The sequence below is a fragment of the Bifidobacterium apis genome (genome assembly GCF_036986835.1).
Lineage (GTDB): Bacteria > Actinomycetota > Actinomycetes > Actinomycetales > Bifidobacteriaceae > Bombiscardovia > Bombiscardovia apis_A.
Genome location: NZ_BTXD01000001.1, coordinates 263,069 through 278,809 on the forward strand (window position 1 = coordinate 263,069; position 15,741 = coordinate 278,809).

A 15,741-nucleotide genomic window follows, 5' to 3' on the forward strand; every position below is an offset into this window, starting at 1 on the left:
CATTGTACAATCGGCCCGTCACAGGGGCTCCGAGTTCACAGGATGGCCTTGCCCTAGGATGTGACGTATGGCTCCCCGACGGGGACAGGCAGGAGGACCCATGGCGCAGACCGTAAAAGAAACCCGGGATGGACGCGCGCCCGCCCTGACCCAGTTGTTGGCCCTGTCGGCCCTGATTCTGCCGGGCGTGGCGGTGGGCTTGCTGGCCGAGCCCCGGGTCGCTCGATGGGTGCAGGCCGTTCTGGTTCTGGTGCTGGCCTCAGCCATGCTGGTCTCTTGGCCCCTGGTGGGCCGAGGCATCCGATCCGGTCCTGACCGAGCCGTGTCTGGTCTGCTGGCCTTGGTCGCTCTGGTGCCGTCCCTGGTCGTGCAAGGGCCTGGTGCTCTCTGGGCCTGGCTGTCGGCTGCGGCATTCCTGCTGGCACTTCTGGCTGTATTTATGTTTGTTCGTCAGATGCTGCGTCGGGATCGGCGGATGGTTATCCGCGGCATTTCTGCAACCGCCATGGGCGGGGTGACCGCTGTGGCCGCCTCAGGGTGGGTCTTTCTGCCGGAGCTGGTCAGAGGCTTGCATCCTGACCTGATGCCGATTCTGGTGGTGCTTGTGGCCTTGCTGCTGCTGGTCGGGCTCATGACTTCGGGTTACCGTTGGGCCCAGGAGGCAGCTGACCGGCGTGGAGCCGTTGGTCTGGCGCTGATGTCGGTTCTTCTGGCCGGATCCATCGTGGTTCTGGCCGCTATGGTCTTGCAGACGACGTTCTGAGTCAGGCATTCATCAGGTGATCCAAAAGGATCTGGATGCCCATGACGATCAGAATGATGCCGCCGGCGATTCTGGCAGGCTTGCGCCAGCGGGACCCGACCGCGTATCCGATGCGCAGTCCCAGAATGGAGGCTGCAGCCGTCACCAGCCCGATGACCAGTGCGGACAGCCAGATGTTGATGCCCAGCAGGGCCAGGCCTGCGCCCACGCCGAATGAGTCGATGCTGGTGGCGATGGCTGCAGGGAGCATCTGCCGCCAGGAGAAGCCCTCCTCGCCCTTTGCTCCTTCTTCCTCGCCATAGACGCCCTCGCGGATCATGTTGACCCCGATGACCGAAAGGATGCCGAAGATAATCCAGTGATCCACGGCGGCCAAGGAGTCCTGCAGCATGGAGGCGGTGAAGTAGCCCAGCAGGGGCAGCAGAGTCTGGAATCCGCCGAACCAAAGTCCGACCAGCCAATGATGGCGGGCCCGCAGCCGGTCCACGGACAGTCCCTTGCTGATGGAGACGGCAAAAGCGTCAGAAGATACACCTAAAGCGATAAACAACAATCTCAAGAACACGGCATTCCTCGAAAGGGTTCATCCCCGCTGGGATGGGCCTCGACCAGGTCTCCTCAAACCCGCCTACGCCTCGGGAGCGTCGAGCGCGGAACTGCCGATTGGAGTCGGCTTTGAATTCGTTGAATGCCGTTCACATGCTACGCCAAAACAATATGGACATAGATTTTACCTGTCAGCGCTGGAACAATCAAGCATAAGATGAGGCCGGGCGGCCCTGCCCAATGGGCCATGGTCGCCGTCAGGCTGTCTCCCGATGTGTGGATGGAGCTATTGGTCCTGGTAGGTGACGGCGTAGAACTCACCGTTCTGGTATCGGGCCATGTACACATCACTGACCTTGTGTATGCCCTGCTTGGCCAGCTGCTCGTCGAGCCAGTCCTCGTCCCGTCCCATGGTGTCAAGAACGTCGGGATTGACCCGCCCGTCCATGACCACCGGGTAGCGCACGTCCTTGTCGCCCTCGGAGATGATGGTCAGGCCGCCGTTCTGCTCAACGATGCCCCGCTTGACGTCGCGGATGTCATTGATGCCCTTGGTGCGCAGCTTGAAGTCCACCTCCTTGGCCGTCAGGTTGACCTTGAGGCAGTTCTGGACCAGCAGTTTGCCGTTCTTGATGATGGTGACCGGTTCGCCGTCGATGTACTTGCCCACTGCGTGGATGTGGGTCTTGGCGTACCGGGTGATGAGAATCAGCGCCGCCCATATCAGCAGGATGACAATGTACTGGGCCATTGAGATGCTGTCGCTGTAGATGACGCCGCCGATGATGCCGCCCAGGACGTAGTTCTGCAGCTGATCCATGGGCGAGGTGGGCGCCAGGTTCCCCTTGCCGGTCACGTTGATGAGCAGGGTGATGAAGAGCAGCCCGACGATCAGCTTCAGGGCCACATTGACGTAGAAATTGATATCCATGGGTCACTCTCCGATCACGGTGATGTCTGGGTGGTACAGGTCGGCGCGTTGCAGCAGGAACTCGGAGCCGGAGCTGTTGAATACCAGGGTGTAGTAGCCCTTGGGAGTCTTGATGATCATGTCGTTGTTGCGCGAGGTGTCGTTGATGCTGATCTGTTCAGGGTTGACCTTGAGCTTGGCGGCGGACTTGTCGATGACCGTGGTCAGCTGTCCGCTCTGCAGGCTGGCCGTGCGCAGATTGGTGTAGTCGCTGTACTGGATGGCCGCAGCCAAGAGGAGCAGGGTGGCCAGGATGATGGACAGATCCTTGTACTTATGGTTCCAGCGATGGCGGGAGTACATAAACAGGAAGAAGAGGAAGGCCAGGGCCAGAACGACGACCACGATGATCCTGATCATGGTCCAATTGGTCTGCCCGCCCTTGAGGTATTGGTACGTATAGAAAGTCATAGCCGCTCCTGCCCTTGCGCGCGCACCCGCAATTCGTAATCGTAGACGGGCAGACGCAATTTGGGAGGATTTAGGCATGCAAAACCCCGGTTCGGGCTCTCTGTTGGGCCCTTGCCGGGGTGGTTATGACTGCTGACCAGCCTTGAGTGGTCAGTGCTGGGCGGCCAGGCGCTCGCGTGCAGCCTTGATCTGGGTCTCGGCGGCCTCGGCGTTGGTCCAGTAATCGCCGGGCATGACCTCCTTGCCCGGTTCCAGAGCCTTGTACTGCTCGAAGAAGTGCTTGATCTCCTGCTTGTGGAAATCGGAGACATCGTCGATGTCCTTGATGCCATCGAAGCGGACGTCGGCGGGCACGCAGAGGACCTTGTCATCCCCGCCGGCCTCGTCGACCATGTGGTAGAGGCCTACGGCGCGGCATTCAACGATGCAGCCCGGGAAGACCGAGTCGGGAATCATGACCAGGGCATCCAAGGGATCCCCGTCCTCGCCCAGGGTGCCGTCGATGTACCCGTAGTCATCGGGGTAGCCCATGGAGGTGAAGAGGGTGCGGTCCAGCCTGATATGGCCGCTGTCGTGGTCCATCTCGTACTTGTTGCGGGAGCCCCGGGGGATCTCGACCAATACGTCGAATGTCTCTGCCATTGTCCTGTCTCCTTTTCGGTCTGGACGGCATAGGTATGTCTCATACACAGCATAACCGTCCCGCGGCACATTCGACCACAGTCTCCCGCTCACGCACCTATATGCCCAGCGGCCGCTCATACTCAAGGCATGGGGCGGGCGAAGAGTGAGGACGAGTATGAACAAGCATAGATGGATCGGCCTCTTGGCGGCTCTGGCTGCCCTGGCGACCCTTGCCGGTCCGGCGGCCCCGGCCATGGCTGGCGGAGGATCAGGTCATGCCGGTGGCAGACCAGTGCCCCCCGGCGGCCAAAAGGTCCGGCTCTGGCAGGGTTGGGCCTACAAGGATGATGACCAGGGGGCTTTTGGTGGCTATGAGATAGGCAGCGTAGACAGGGCGTTCTCCCAGATGGGCGTGGTGGATGGAGGCAATGCCACTACGGCCCGGGTCAAGCGACAGGCTCTGGATGAGGCCAACGGCAATTGCCAGGCGCGCTTTAACGAGGCCCATGCCGACCAGTCCGGACAGGGCCACTGCCGGGTGACCGGCGTGGGCGTGGTTGCCGGCTACCGTGGATCCCAACGTATCTTTGACGGGATCTCCGTGGCTATTCACAAGCTTTGGATGGATAACTGGCGTAGCCAGGTGGCCAACAGCACCTTCAGCAACCGTGGGGTGACCTATCGGACCAGCGACTCCTTCTGGGATCAGTCCAACGACAATCTAGACAAATTCGCTGAAGAGTATGCAGGTGACGAAAAGGGCATCTCCCTGGTGGTGATCATGCTCAACGACTACGAGCCCAAGCCGGCCGATCTGCCGCCGGGTCCGCCCGATAAGCAAGTGGATCGGGGCACCAGCGCGGATGGAATGACCAATCGCACCCATATCGTTACTGGAACCGGTCGTGGCGGTCGCGAACTGACATTTACCGATGTCTTCAACCCTCAGGGCAAGCAGTACCGTGTCAGTGGTCAGCATGTCAGAGACCAGACCAGCGGCGAAGACCTGACCGACCAATTCGTTTTCAACACCGCCGAAGGGGCCAGGCCGCCTGGTGACCGGGCCACAGCCACCTGGAAGGGCGGGACCCTACCGGAGGAACACCGCTGGGCATGGCAGCTGGATGTGACTGTCGACCGGCCGGAGACCGGGGTGATCCTGGACCAGGGAGGAATCCACTGGAAGGGCGCTGCCCGGCAGGTTGACCAGTCGACTCCCGAGCGTCGTACGCCCACCTGGAAGCCCAGGCCGGACAAATCCTGGATTCTACGAGACACTGCCACGGGGGCGTGGAAGAGCGTAATAGACCCCCAATGGAGTAACGGGACTGGTGCTGATGGACATGCCTTTTTGGACGGCGACCGGGTGGGATCGGTGGTCAACGCCACTGTCGAAGCCCATTTGATTGAAGCCCCTAAGGTTTTTGCCCTGACTGACGACTGGAGTGCTGCCGACTATCTGGTTGATCAGGATGGGGTTGGGGCTATCCGCATTTTTGTGTCTAAGGCCAAGGCGGATGCAGACGGGCACTACCGCCGCAGCAGCGTCGAAGACATCGTGGCCAAAGGCAGGGATGTGACCGATCGTTTTGAGATCAGCGTGACAGGCACTCGCGCGCGGGCCCAGGCCAAGAGCGGATGGTTGAGCGGTCTCAAGGGGATGGGGGACCCTATGCAGGTCACCATGCTGGTTCCCTTCACGGTTCGATTTGCCAATGGCGGTGGCGCGGCCCAGGTTCGCAAGGATCTGGGCAGAACACCCGACCAGGAGCTGACCTTCTGCAAGGCGCCCGACGGCCATGGAAACCAGGGCGAGGCCCTGACCAACTCAGGCTCCCAAACTGTCAACAGGCAGAGTGTACAGACCAACAAGCCAGGCATCTGCGGGTATCTGCCTCCGGTGCGCAAGGATGTCATCTCGGAGGCCGGTCAGGGCGGGGAGCAGGCCAGTGTTGACGGCAAGGTGGTCTTTCCTGGTCAGCGGCTGGAGTATCAGTTGGATACCCAGCCCAGCCTGCCTGACAATCTGGCCTATCCAGTCAAATCAATCATCCTGACGGATGTCTATGACCGCTGGTTTTTGCCCGACAAACAGACTCTTGAGGTGACTGACCTGCAGAGCGGCGATGTCATCGCCAAGACCGGATATGCCACACAGTGGAAGGACAAGGATCATATCCTGCGGGTGACCATTACCGATTCCGCCCGTATCAGCCAGTGGCGGGCCGGGGGCAACCCCAGAATTCGCCTGCGCTTCGAGGGCAGGGTTGATCCCAAGGCCCCAACGGATCACCGTGTGGGCAATCAATGGGTGCTGACGCTGAACAACTCGCTGACTCCATCCAACCAGGTGAGCAATCCGCCGGCTGACTTCCATCCTTCAAAGAGCGATGTCAGCACGCATGATCCAGGCATCAGCATCGATGGCAAGGTGCTTTTTGTGGGCGACCGTGGTGTCTATCGGATCAGTCTGGACGCCCGCCGAAAAGACACCGCCTATCCGGTCTGGCGGTTGGGCATGACGGATGGCTACGACGCTCGTCACCTGGATATCGATCCCAAGGGCATCGAGGTTCTGGGTTCCGATGGCCGCGATTACACCAAGGCTTTCAACATTCAGGTAAAAAACGGTACAGTCCTGGTCTTCGCCAAAACCGTGGATACCTATGTTCCGGCCACAGGCGTGACCCTCAAAGGGGATCCCCAGCCTGCCGATCTGGCTGCCTATGCCGCTGCCCGAGGCCATAATCCACTCCTAGAACCGTCTATTGACCAAGGGCTGCTGGGACGCACCTACGATCTTGCCTTGCCCTACACGGTCATCCGTGCGGAAGCCGGTCACGTGGTTCGTAACCAGGCGACCCAGATCATCAACGACCTGCACAAAGCGACCAACGTGGTCACCAATCCGGTCAAGCCGCTCAATCCCGCCAAGGATGTGGTGGTTGCCGTGGGTGGAGGAAGCGCTCATGGTGGCAGTATCTACCGTGACCGGCTCTTCCTCTACCGTCTGGACTCCAGTCTGCTGCCGGCCGGACGTGCCTATCCGCAGGTGAAAACCTGGCGGATCGAGGATCGGCTGGACCCAGCGGTGGATCGGTTCACTGGCCATTGGGCCGTCTACGCAACCCAGGATCTCTACGAGAACGGACGCATCCTGATTCATCATGGACGGATCATGGCTGGTTCGGGCATGTCCGCAGATGTCCATGGCGGTCCTTTGTTTACGATGACCGCAGACCCTGCAGGTCTTGTCAAAGTGGAGGCTACACCGCGGTATCTGGCCTTGGTCAGCGCTTCAGGCGACCGCCCGGTCGGTTGGAGGGCCTATCTGCAGTGCAGGCGTCTGAAGAACGTGGAACATCATGAGAACCGATTCACTGAGTTCTATCAGGACAAGACGCTGGTCTCCAACACGGTCTGGACCAGAACGCCCGATATGACACCGGCTCTGCACATAGAGAAGTTTGATCAGGCTGGTGGTATGCCCAAGGGTGATCGGGACCAGCCGGAACAGGCCCTCCGGACTCATGACGATGTTCCCATTGTCTTCCGGATCACCAATGATTCTCCTCGTGATCCCAGCGATGGGACCGGAGCAATCTTCCCCGCACGGCAACTGCATTTGGAGGATCAGACAATCGTGGGTCAGGGGCGTGTGACCGGGATCCACTATCCGGATAATTGGTCAACCCTTATGCTCCGTCCTGGCCAGTCGGTGGACGTGCATGCTACGGTGACGGGCATATCAGGTCGGCACGCCGACAGGGCCAGGGTGATCGGCAGTCCGCTGGTGCCCTGTCCGGTAGAAGATGAGGCGTCCCTTCCTGAACGGGAAGATACCGGCAAGGCTTCTCTGCAGCCTGATTCTCGGGGCGTGATGGTCGAAGGTCATCTGCTGTGCTCGGATCGGGCCGTCCGTTCCAATAGCGACGATTGGAACGCCCTTGGGGAAGCACTGCCCAAAACCGGGGCAGCAGTGGCTCTTCCGCTGGCCATCGTTGCAGCGGCGGTCGGGACCGGCTCGCTTCTCTCCGGCTTGGTCAGGCGGGTGTCTAAGGGTCATGGGAGTCGGCATTGACCGCTGATCTCAGGCGTCCAGCCCAATTCGTGTCCCCCTGGTCTGTGGTCTTTCTAACGGGGCCACTGCTCATCCAAAGGTGGCCGTGATCCATCGCAGGCCAGGTAGACACGGGCGATGCGCATGCCGGCCCGTTCCGGCTCCAAGGTCAGAACGTGCCGACCGTCGGTCAGCTGGACGGCGGTCATCTCTGACCATCCCCAGACATGTTCGGTGGCAAAGGTCATCAGTCTTCCTCCTCGGGGGAAGAGGTCGGTCCGGGCCAGCGGGTCGCCGTCCAGAATCAGATGGCAGGAGTCCTCCAGGTCGGAGGCGAACTGGGTCAGGAGCCAGATCCGGTAATTGCCTGGCTTGCTAATTTGGAAAGCCATGTTCATGCCGGGAGCCTGACCGGGATCGGGCCAGAGCCGTTGCCTTGGCTCGGCCCGCATGGCCAGGCCCCGGCCCCTGTGAGTGGGGGCATCGGTGGGGACCCAACAGCCCCTCCGAGGTTTGCCATTGTGTGGCCCATCCTGTGACAGCCAGGCGTTTTCATCCTGTCTCAGGCAGTCGGCGGCCTCAAGGTAGAAGCGTTCTGGCGTCTTGTTGATGTCACTGTTCTGGCGTTCGTCTGACCAGATCAGCTTCGGCCGCGTATACAAACCGCCGTGCAGCCAGTAGTCCTGATCGAAGTAGGGTACAGGTTCGTCCGGAGTGCAGTCCGGATCGATTTTGTAATCCTTGATGGCCAGGTTCCACAGAGGGCGGTCCAAAGTCTCGGCCGTGGGCGTTGGCTGAAGGTCTGCAATCTGATTGCTGGTCTGAGCCCTGTCTATGAGAGTTGCGTGAGAACTACTGTTATCAGTCTGTTCGGAGGGCCGGCTATTTGCCATCCAGGTACTGAAAGCCGGTCCTAGCCGGCTGGGTCGTTCCAGACCGGTGTTGATTACGACTTTATCGATGCCGAAGGAGTCGTCCACGGCGATCAGCTGCAACCGGTGGGCTCCTGCCTCCAAATAGGGCAGGATCATGGTCAGTTGTTCCGCGTTGTATACGATGGTTTCCTGCCAGTTGCCACGGAATTCGTCAGTGGTGGGCGATTCCAGGATTTCGCCCCGGTTGCCATCAAGGCTGACATGCAGGCGAATTCGGCCACGTGAGTTCAGGGTGGGCAGCCGGTGAATCTCCAGACGATGACGGCCGGGGGTCTTCAGCCAGAAGTCCAGGCTCAGACAGGCCCCGCTTTCCGATTCCGGGTCGCTCCAGCCCTTGGTCTGCATCAGGTCCGGACCGAAACGGCCCAGGTCTTGGGTCGCCAGCCAAGTAGTGGCCTCAGTGAGGTCGGGGCTGACGCGTCCGCGTGAGGGGTCCATACTAATGTGGCCATCCGCCTCAACGTAGCCGGTGAATCCTCGTTCGAGACGAGGGTCTTCGCCTACCAGAACATCGACCCTGATCGGGGTAGACCAGGCTTTTTCTGTTGCCTCCGGGTTGCAGGGACGAGTGATGATGGTCAGCGTGCCTTGACGACCCGCATGGGTTGAAGCGTTCTCGACCTGTACATGGATTCGCCACTCGTCCCTGACGATCCGCCGCCCCTCTGGCAGGCGAATCCAGTCCTGATCGGCGCTGACGCACACTTCCTGCGCAGGGCTGCCCGTAAGGTCCAGATCAAACCACTGATCATCGATGCCATAGGGGTCAAAGACCAGCCTGGCGTGATCGTTATTGCCGGGGACCTTAACGCTCTCCTCTGCTCCCTGTGGTGTCAGGATCAGTCCCTGGTCCGGTTGTACCTTGACTGGTCTGCAAGCCGGGTATTGAGGTAGCGTAGGAGGAGGGAACCTGTTTGGAGTGAGGATGCCGTCCCAGTAGCCTTGGGCAAGCTCCTTGTTGTACCAATGGAGCAGGGCCCGGATCATCCCCTGGAAGAGATGGGAGATTCTCGTTTGTCTGTCGGCGGCCGGCATGGCGCCTCGGGCGGCCTCAAGACGGCTTCGGTCCGCATGGTAGAACTGGGCGTTCACGTAGTAGGCCATGGCAATCTTCAGATCCACCAACGATCGGTAGGATTCGCGAAACTCTGGTTTCATGCTCCTGCCAAGATTGTGCGAGCGTTCAGCCAGTTCCCGTAAGGCTGCCAGGCGGCCGCCTGCCTCGTCGTCGTAGCCTGTCTGGGTGAAGGAGTCCTCGTGCAGGTGTTCGATTTTGGTCTGATTGTTGATCCGGTAGTAGCTCATGCACAGGTCGGCAGCCTCAGATCCGCGATTGTCGTCGAAGGTCTGATTGAACCAGGCGGCCACGAAGTCCCGGGCCGACAGACTGTGGTGATCCTCGTCCGCATTCCAGGCCAGGTGGAGGAAGTAGGACCCCTCCAGCTCCAGGCGCTTGATAGCTCCCAGATTATCCACCCATACCCGGCGGATGCCCCGATCCCAGCACTTGCCCAGCTGGTCGTTCATCAGAGCCAGGGGAGTGGATGAAGTACACCGGTAGCTGGTCCTCGGCGGCGCCCAGTAGGAGCTGTGGTAGTAGACCCCATTGCCCCCGCTGCGTGCCCGTTCGTCCTGATTGGGGAAGCGGCGCATATACCCATAGTTGTCGTTGACCCACATGATGGTCACGTCTTCGGGCAGGTCCAGGCCTGCGTCGTAGAGGGGCAGTACTTCCTTGTAAGGAATGAAGAGCTGGGGGACCTCCTGTGGAGGTCGGCCCAGGTGCTGACGCAGGATGTCCCTCTGGTCATGAATGATCCGACCGAGCAGATCGACCCGAGCTTGCAGGCGGCCCTTCTGGTCCAGGTTCGGATCCTCGTCGATGGCACGCGTTGTCAGGCCCGTGTCGTGAATGCCTCGCATGCCCAGGGTCCAGGTGACCTCGTAGTTCCGGTTCATGTCCACGCTTTGTGACCAGTAGCGCCGAATCATATCCCGGTTGCGTCCGGGCAGCGAATAGTCATAGTCCACATGCCTGCCCTGTGAGGCTACCCAGGGGTCCCACTCATGCTGGTTGCTCCGCAGGAGCATGTCGCAGTGGCTGCTCCCGATTACCAACCCCATGCTCTGGGCAAGCCTCCCGTTGCGCGGATCAGAGTTGAAGGCGTTGACGTGCATGGCCGGCCACAGATAGTTACCACCCAGTCGCAGGATCAGATCGAAGACTTTTTCGTAGGTCGCCGGTCCGATGGTTCCGTCCGGGGTGTGCAGGCGGGCCCAATCGTCCAGCTCCTCCTCGTCGTTGATGAAGAAGCCCCGGTATTTGACTGAGGGCCAGTCGAAGACGCGCAGGTCGTCGGGCAGGCATATCCGTTCATGGTGACGGGCTGGTGCGTTTCCCCACCAGTGCAGGGGTGAGATGCCGATGGCCCGGCTGAGAGCGTAGATTCCGTATATGGTTCCGCGCCGGTCAGTCCCGGCGATATAGAGGGTGCCGTCGATGACCTGCAAGGTGAAGCCTTCCCAGCGATACTCTCCTTGGGGGTCCTTGAGCGGGGTCAGATCGAGCTGGTCGGAGCAGACAGCCGAATCGATCCAACTTGAATGGCCTAGGGTGCCCAGGCAAACGGTCGGGCTACTCTCGTCTATCAGATTGGTCGGTCTCTGGGTTCGACCTGTGACGGTCGCAAAATCCCTCATCAGATTGCTTGCCGCAATTTGCACGGCCGAATCCTCGCCATGATCCAGCAGCCAATTGGGCCGGACCCCTGAATCGGCCAGAACTGCGCCCGACCCGGCAGTCACTGGGATGGTTCCGGGCTGGGGATGAAACAAGGTAACCATGGCGCTCCCACTGTCTGCTGATCAGGCGGATGCTCTACCGCCTATGTTCGGACACCCATAGGCTAACACCTGATTAGGAAAATTTTCAATGAGCAAAAAAAAGAATATGACTGGCAGGGTTCGATGGCCGTCTCCCTCCATTACCATAGTTGGAGACGCTCACAGTACAGCAGAGCCGGGAGGCGATCCGATGAGCAAGAAAGTGACGCTGGCCGACGTTGCTGCCAAGGCAGGGGTTGCTGTGTCAACGGCCTCCAAGGCGCTGCGCAACAGCGCACAGGTCAGCGGCCCGACAAGGGCCAAGGTGTTCAAGGCTGCCGCGGAGCTTTCCTTTTCGCTCAATGAGCGTCAGAAGCAGTCCCAGCCCCCAAGCCTGCCCAAGTCGGTGGGCCTGGTCACTTCGGACCTGGACGGCCAGTTCTCCATGCCCATCCTGATCGGCGCGGAAAGCTACTTCGGAGTCGAGTCCATTCCTGTTTTTCTCTGCAACGCTGGCAGGGATCCGGCTCTTGAACAGCATCATATAGATAATCTGCTGGCCTACGGCGTCAAAGGTCTACTGATGGTCGGATGGCGTACCGATCCGCGGCCTGCGCTGACCAGCTGTCCGGTGCCGGTTGTCTATGCCAACCAGGCATCCCTGGATCCCCATGACTGCTCGGTCGTCACTGACAACGAGGATATCGGGCGGCTGATGGTACGGCATTTGGTCGAGGGTGGATCCAAAAAAATCGTGCTGATCGCTGGCGATCCGGCCTTCCAGTCCTCGGTCAGACGGCTCAAGGGCGAGATGGCCGAACTGGATAGCCGTGGGTTGGCGCCCGTGCGTACGGTTCGGTATGGAGGCTGGAACGAAGAGACCGGACGTCGCACCATGGTTGGCTTGCTGGATGAGGGCATCGACTTCGATGGGGTGGCTTGCGGCGACGACGAGATAGCTCGGGGATGTCTGGATATCCTGCATGATTGCCAAGTCTCCGTGCCGGATAGGGTTTCGGTGGTTGGGGTTGACAATCGGCAGGTCATTGTCGGCAACTCGCGTCCCCCGCTGACCAGCGTTGACCTGAATCTGAAGGCCATCGGCACAAGGGCGGCCAGCTGTCTGGCTGAGATGATGGACGGCCGAGGTCACCAGGGCATCGAATATGTCAAGGGCACGCTTGTTCAGCGAGCCTCTACCAGAATGCCGTTGTAAAGCCAGTCCGTCGGCAGATTTCAGCGGGTCATACAATTGCGACCTTACTGATACGAGCGAGCCTCCCGCTCTTTAACTGTAAGAAACTTTTTCATTTAATAAACTTTCTCCTTACCTTAACTAGTGTCGGAGCTGCCGCTCAGAATCCAGCCACAGGCCGTCTGGTCTGGTTTCCAGCGTCAGCGATCATGATCCTTTCGGCGTCTCGTATCCCACTTGATGAAGAAAGGACATGCCATGGCCTTGCACCTCACAAAAGCGCATTGGATGGAGATTCCGGCTCATCGCGTTTCCTGCGCGATCGGACTTTTAGCGAGATGTCCGCACCATGTTTGGCGCCACTGCTGTTGGTTCTGCAGTGCGTAAGACCTCCGCACAGCTGGAGAAGCCGACCTTGAAACGTTTGCCGTAGAAAGTCCTGACGCGGAGGGATGTTGGCAGAGTCAATTCTCCTCTGCATCCAGCAGCACCACGCCCTGGGGAGGATTGCTGTCGATGGCTCCCACAGTCTCATGTGGCAGGTAGGGCTCCTCCATGGAGGCGATTTCCTCGGGTGTGAGTTTCAAATCCAGTGCGGCCGCCGCATCGTCAAGGTGCCGGGCTTTGGTGGCTCCGATGATCGGTGAAGCAACACCTTTGGCCCACTGCCAGGCTATGGCTACCTGGGCCATAGGAACATCGTGCTGCTGCGCCACTTTTTGTACGCGGTCAATGATGGCCAGGTCGTTGTCTTCGGCCCGGTCATACTTGCCGCGAGAGACCTTGTCGGTGGCGCTGCGCAGTGTGTCAGCGGTCCAAGTGGGCCGTGTCAGGTGGCCGGCGGCCAGAGGGCTGTAGGGCATGAGTGAGACGTTCGTCTTTCTGCAGAAGGGTATCAGGTCCTTCTCGTCCTCCCTGTAGAGCAGGTTGTAGTGGTTTTCCATGGCGCTGAAAGGGGTCCAGCCGTTGTCTTGGGCGACCTTCTGCATGTCCTGAAACTGGCTGGCGTACATAGCTGAGGCGCCCAGCGCTCGCACCTTGCCAGCCTGGACCAGATCGTTCAGCGCCTCCATGGTCTCCTCAATGGGGGTTTCATAGTCGAACCTGTGGATAATGTAGAGGTCCAGGTAGTCGGTGCCCAGTCGCTTTAGCGTCCCATCAATTTCCCGGTGGATGGCCTTGGATGAAAGTCGCCCCTCATTGAAATAGACCTTGGAGGCGATGACCACACGGTCGCGGCTTGTATGCTTTCTAATCGCCTTTCCCAGATATTCCTCGCTGGTCCCGGCGGAGTAGCCGTTGGCCGTATCGAAAAAGGTGATGCCCAGATCCAGTGCGTGCGCAACGACCGTGTCAGTCCCTGCCTCATCCAGCGTCCAGTCGTGCATGGTGCCTGGCTTGCCGAAGCTCATGCACCCCACGCAGATTTTCGATATATCGATGCCCGTTTTACCCAGTTGTGTGTATTGCATGATGAGCCTCCTTGGCCTTCCTTGGTGCTGATGCAATCATGCTAGCAAGTTCGAGTCGGTGGAAGTCTACTTATGAGATAGCTGTAGTGGTTACGACTCTGAGCGAGTGGCTTTTGGGTTCGGATACCGGTTTACCGGTTTGAGTTCATGTGGTTCTCGTATTTGAATTCGAAGTTTTCCGGCTGATGGGTATAGAGGTTCGACAATCTGCATGATCAGGCCGATGGTCGGATATGGTGGTCAAAGCTGTGACTGTTGTTGTGAATTTGCCACTGACACCAGGCACGCGTTAATGCAGTTGTCCATTTGTGACGAATCCAGGCAAAGCTTGAATGGTATGGAGTAACGGGGCTGCAAATACCGTTGTAGAGAAAACCACAGCAGGTCTACCTCCTTAGATGGCTTGGTAAGCCAGGCCAACAACTGCATTCACTACTACTTCGAGGACGAGCTTAGAGGACGAGCTTATAGGTGCCATGCAGCGTGCGAGCGAAGTTGAGGCTGCCCGTATTGACCAGATAATTACCCGAGCTATGAAGAACAAAGCCCAGAGTATTGTCCCCATGTGTATCCTGCCCGAGGATGACACCGCTGAAAATGCCGACATTCTACCGCACTCAGCCAGAAATAGAACAACAAACACGAATCCAGCTGACAGTCCAGTGGTTGCTAATCCTTATCTTCTGCAAGCATTCGCGCTGATAGAGCTTTGGCGTAACATACGATGGACGATAATCAAGTCTTCCATCTATGGATTTTTTGTGGCACCTGCGAAAATGGGATTAGTCAAGCTGCGTTATCGAATCGGCCGATTTCTCATGATTCTCGCTTCTTGCCTGGGAAGGTAAACTCATTGACGATTGCAGACACAACAATCGAAGATAGGCTAGGAAACAAGAACTCCCTAATCCTTGGGATTGCAGTCTCGTCCGTATAGAACTTCAGGATTCCAATATCAAGTGTCAAGCCCGTCGGTTTTTGATTCAGATAAGTTCACTGATATTTCTGCGACATTGCAATGCCCTTTGTATTAGTATGTGACTACGTTTCAGTCGGCTGCACACGCCTGCAGGCTTATATCTTGCTTAAATGAGTATATCGCCGACAACTGTGGTACATGTGCTTGCTAGCAGTTGTCAGATGCAACATGCGTGAGCGGTCCCATGACATGGCTGTTTGCCTCGCCGGCAATCGTGCTTTGGTATGAAATCGATATCTGGCGGCATAATAAGCAATGTGAGTTAAGGGTTCACTGATTCACTTCAATGGGTTTGGCCGATTGATTGTTGTCTGATTCCATTGAAGTGATAACACGATGGTTTTTAAATCCCGATCTTTCAAGTTTAGCGACGCCTCTACTGATTACTCTTTGTCGAATTTCAATCGGTTGTTCAAGGTTTCCGCCAATGATATGATTGTAATCGAATCAAAATATCCTTTGATGAAGGGGGCCCATATGGCATATCAAGAAGATATGGATTGCATTGATTTTTCGAATCTATTGAGCACTAAGGAACCGTACTATTGCTATTCCAAAAAGTATGACAGCGAGGTACACAAATCAGGGAAAACAGATGGGAAAACACAGCAAGAGCTTATGGTGCCGTGGTTCGCCAAGCATACAACTGACAGTGCCAAAAGCTGCTATAATAATTTACAAAATGCTGCATCTCTACTTTGGATTGCCGAGGCAGTTGACATTGACCCATCAACTGTTGCCACAGCTTTTAAAGATGCAAAGCAGGCAGGGAACTTTCGACAGGCCTGCAAGGCGATAAGGAATAGCATTAAATGGTCGGATATCATTGAATCCTTAAACACTAAAACTGTTTAGCACTGTTTAGCGTCAGGCAAACTGTCCATTTAGTTGTGTCTGGCGACCCGGTCAGGGTCTTTTGTGTTTCAATGGGAAATGCCAGATTAAACAAAGGCTCGGAATCCG

General features: G+C 58.1%; 10 protein-coding genes. 4 read left to right on the forward strand and 6 right to left on the reverse strand.

Translation table 11 applies throughout. The features are described 5' to 3' along the window. Positions 1 to 100: 100 nt before the first annotated feature. The gene (locus tag AACP62_RS01000; RefSeq protein ID WP_339345760.1) at positions 101 to 763 is read left to right on the forward strand and encodes a hypothetical protein; all 663 of its coding nucleotides are present in this window, start codon (positions 101 to 103) and stop codon (positions 761 to 763) included. A 1-nt stretch (position 764) separates the two neighbouring features. On the opposite strand, the gene AACP62_RS01005 is transcribed toward AACP62_RS01000, so the two are convergent. The 4 genes from AACP62_RS01005 to AACP62_RS01020 all read right to left on the reverse strand — a co-directional run bounded on the left by AACP62_RS01005 (position 765) and on the right by AACP62_RS01020 (position 3,332). Further along, on the reverse strand, positions 765 to 1,328 hold the full coding sequence (locus AACP62_RS01005) for a manganese efflux pump MntP (RefSeq protein WP_339345762.1): 564 nt from the start codon (positions 1,326 to 1,328) through the stop codon (positions 765 to 767). Positions 1,329 to 1,595: 267 nt separating this feature from the next. Next, positions 1,596 to 2,240: a DUF421 domain-containing protein gene (locus AACP62_RS01010; RefSeq protein WP_029678190.1), complete on the reverse strand. Its 645-nt coding sequence runs from the start codon at positions 2,238 to 2,240 to the stop codon at positions 1,596 to 1,598. A 3-nt stretch (positions 2,241 to 2,243) separates the two neighbouring features. Then, complete coding sequence (locus AACP62_RS01015; protein ID WP_015022498.1) at positions 2,244 to 2,690, reverse strand: DUF3290 family protein; 447 nt, start codon at positions 2,688 to 2,690, stop codon at positions 2,244 to 2,246. Between the two features lie 150 nt (positions 2,691 to 2,840). Continuing rightward, complete coding sequence (locus AACP62_RS01020; RefSeq protein ID WP_029678189.1) at positions 2,841 to 3,332, reverse strand: inorganic diphosphatase; 492 nt, start codon at positions 3,330 to 3,332, stop codon at positions 2,841 to 2,843. A gap of 157 nt (positions 3,333 to 3,489) precedes the next feature. Between AACP62_RS01020 and AACP62_RS01025 the strand changes: the two genes are divergently transcribed. Beyond that, entirely contained in the window at positions 3,490 to 7,395 is a 3,906-nt protein-coding gene (locus AACP62_RS01025; RefSeq protein ID WP_339345764.1) for an LPXTG cell wall anchor domain-containing protein, read from the forward strand. Between the two features lie 53 nt (positions 7,396 to 7,448). Here the strand turns inward: AACP62_RS01025 and AACP62_RS01030 are convergent, their stop codons facing one another. Beyond that, positions 7,449 to 11,153 carry a glycosyl hydrolase 115 family protein gene (locus tag AACP62_RS01030; RefSeq protein ID WP_339345766.1) on the reverse strand — a complete coding sequence of 1,235 codons (3,705 nt, stop codon included), beginning with the start codon at positions 11,151 to 11,153 and terminating at the stop codon, positions 7,449 to 7,451. A gap of 190 nt (positions 11,154 to 11,343) precedes the next feature. Between AACP62_RS01030 and AACP62_RS01035 the strand changes: the two genes are divergently transcribed. Then, the gene (locus tag AACP62_RS01035; RefSeq protein ID WP_339345768.1) at positions 11,344 to 12,348 is read left to right on the forward strand and encodes a LacI family DNA-binding transcriptional regulator; all 1,005 of its coding nucleotides are present in this window, start codon (positions 11,344 to 11,346) and stop codon (positions 12,346 to 12,348) included. A 443-nt stretch (positions 12,349 to 12,791) separates the two neighbouring features. Here AACP62_RS01035 and AACP62_RS01040 read toward each other — a convergent pair whose 3' ends face one another. Continuing rightward, positions 12,792 to 13,799 carry an aldo/keto reductase gene (locus AACP62_RS01040; RefSeq protein ID WP_339345769.1) on the reverse strand — a complete coding sequence of 336 codons (1,008 nt, stop codon included), beginning with the start codon at positions 13,797 to 13,799 and terminating at the stop codon, positions 12,792 to 12,794. A 1,456-nt stretch (positions 13,800 to 15,255) separates the two neighbouring features. On the opposite strand from AACP62_RS01040, the gene AACP62_RS01045 reads away from it, so the two are divergent. Beyond that, a complete protein-coding gene (locus AACP62_RS01045) occupies positions 15,256 to 15,633 on the forward strand; it encodes a hypothetical protein (RefSeq protein ID WP_339345770.1) in 378 nt (125 codons plus the stop codon). The last annotated feature ends 108 nt before the right edge of the window (positions 15,634 to 15,741 follow it).

Coding starts and splice junctions, on each gene's coding strand:
- AACP62_RS01040 (WP_339345769.1), bottom strand. CDS start 13,799: ATGCAATACACACAACTGGGTAAAACGGGCATCGATATATCGAAAATC.
- AACP62_RS01045 (WP_339345770.1), top strand. CDS start 15,256: ATGGCATATCAAGAAGATATGGATTGCATTGATTTTTCGAATCTATTG.
- AACP62_RS01010 (WP_029678190.1), bottom strand. CDS start 2,240: ATGGATATCAATTTCTACGTCAATGTGGCCCTGAAGCTGATCGTCGGG.
- AACP62_RS01025 (WP_339345764.1), top strand. CDS start 3,490: ATGAACAAGCATAGATGGATCGGCCTCTTGGCGGCTCTGGCTGCCCTG.
- AACP62_RS01000 (WP_339345760.1), top strand. CDS start 101: ATGGCGCAGACCGTAAAAGAAACCCGGGATGGACGCGCGCCCGCCCTG.
- AACP62_RS01030 (WP_339345766.1), bottom strand. CDS start 11,153: ATGGTTACCTTGTTTCATCCCCAGCCCGGAACCATCCCAGTGACTGCC.
- AACP62_RS01015 (WP_015022498.1), bottom strand. CDS start 2,690: ATGACTTTCTATACGTACCAATACCTCAAGGGCGGGCAGACCAATTGG.
- AACP62_RS01020 (WP_029678189.1), bottom strand. CDS start 3,332: ATGGCAGAGACATTCGACGTATTGGTCGAGATCCCCCGGGGCTCCCGC.
- AACP62_RS01035 (WP_339345768.1), top strand. CDS start 11,344: ATGAGCAAGAAAGTGACGCTGGCCGACGTTGCTGCCAAGGCAGGGGTT.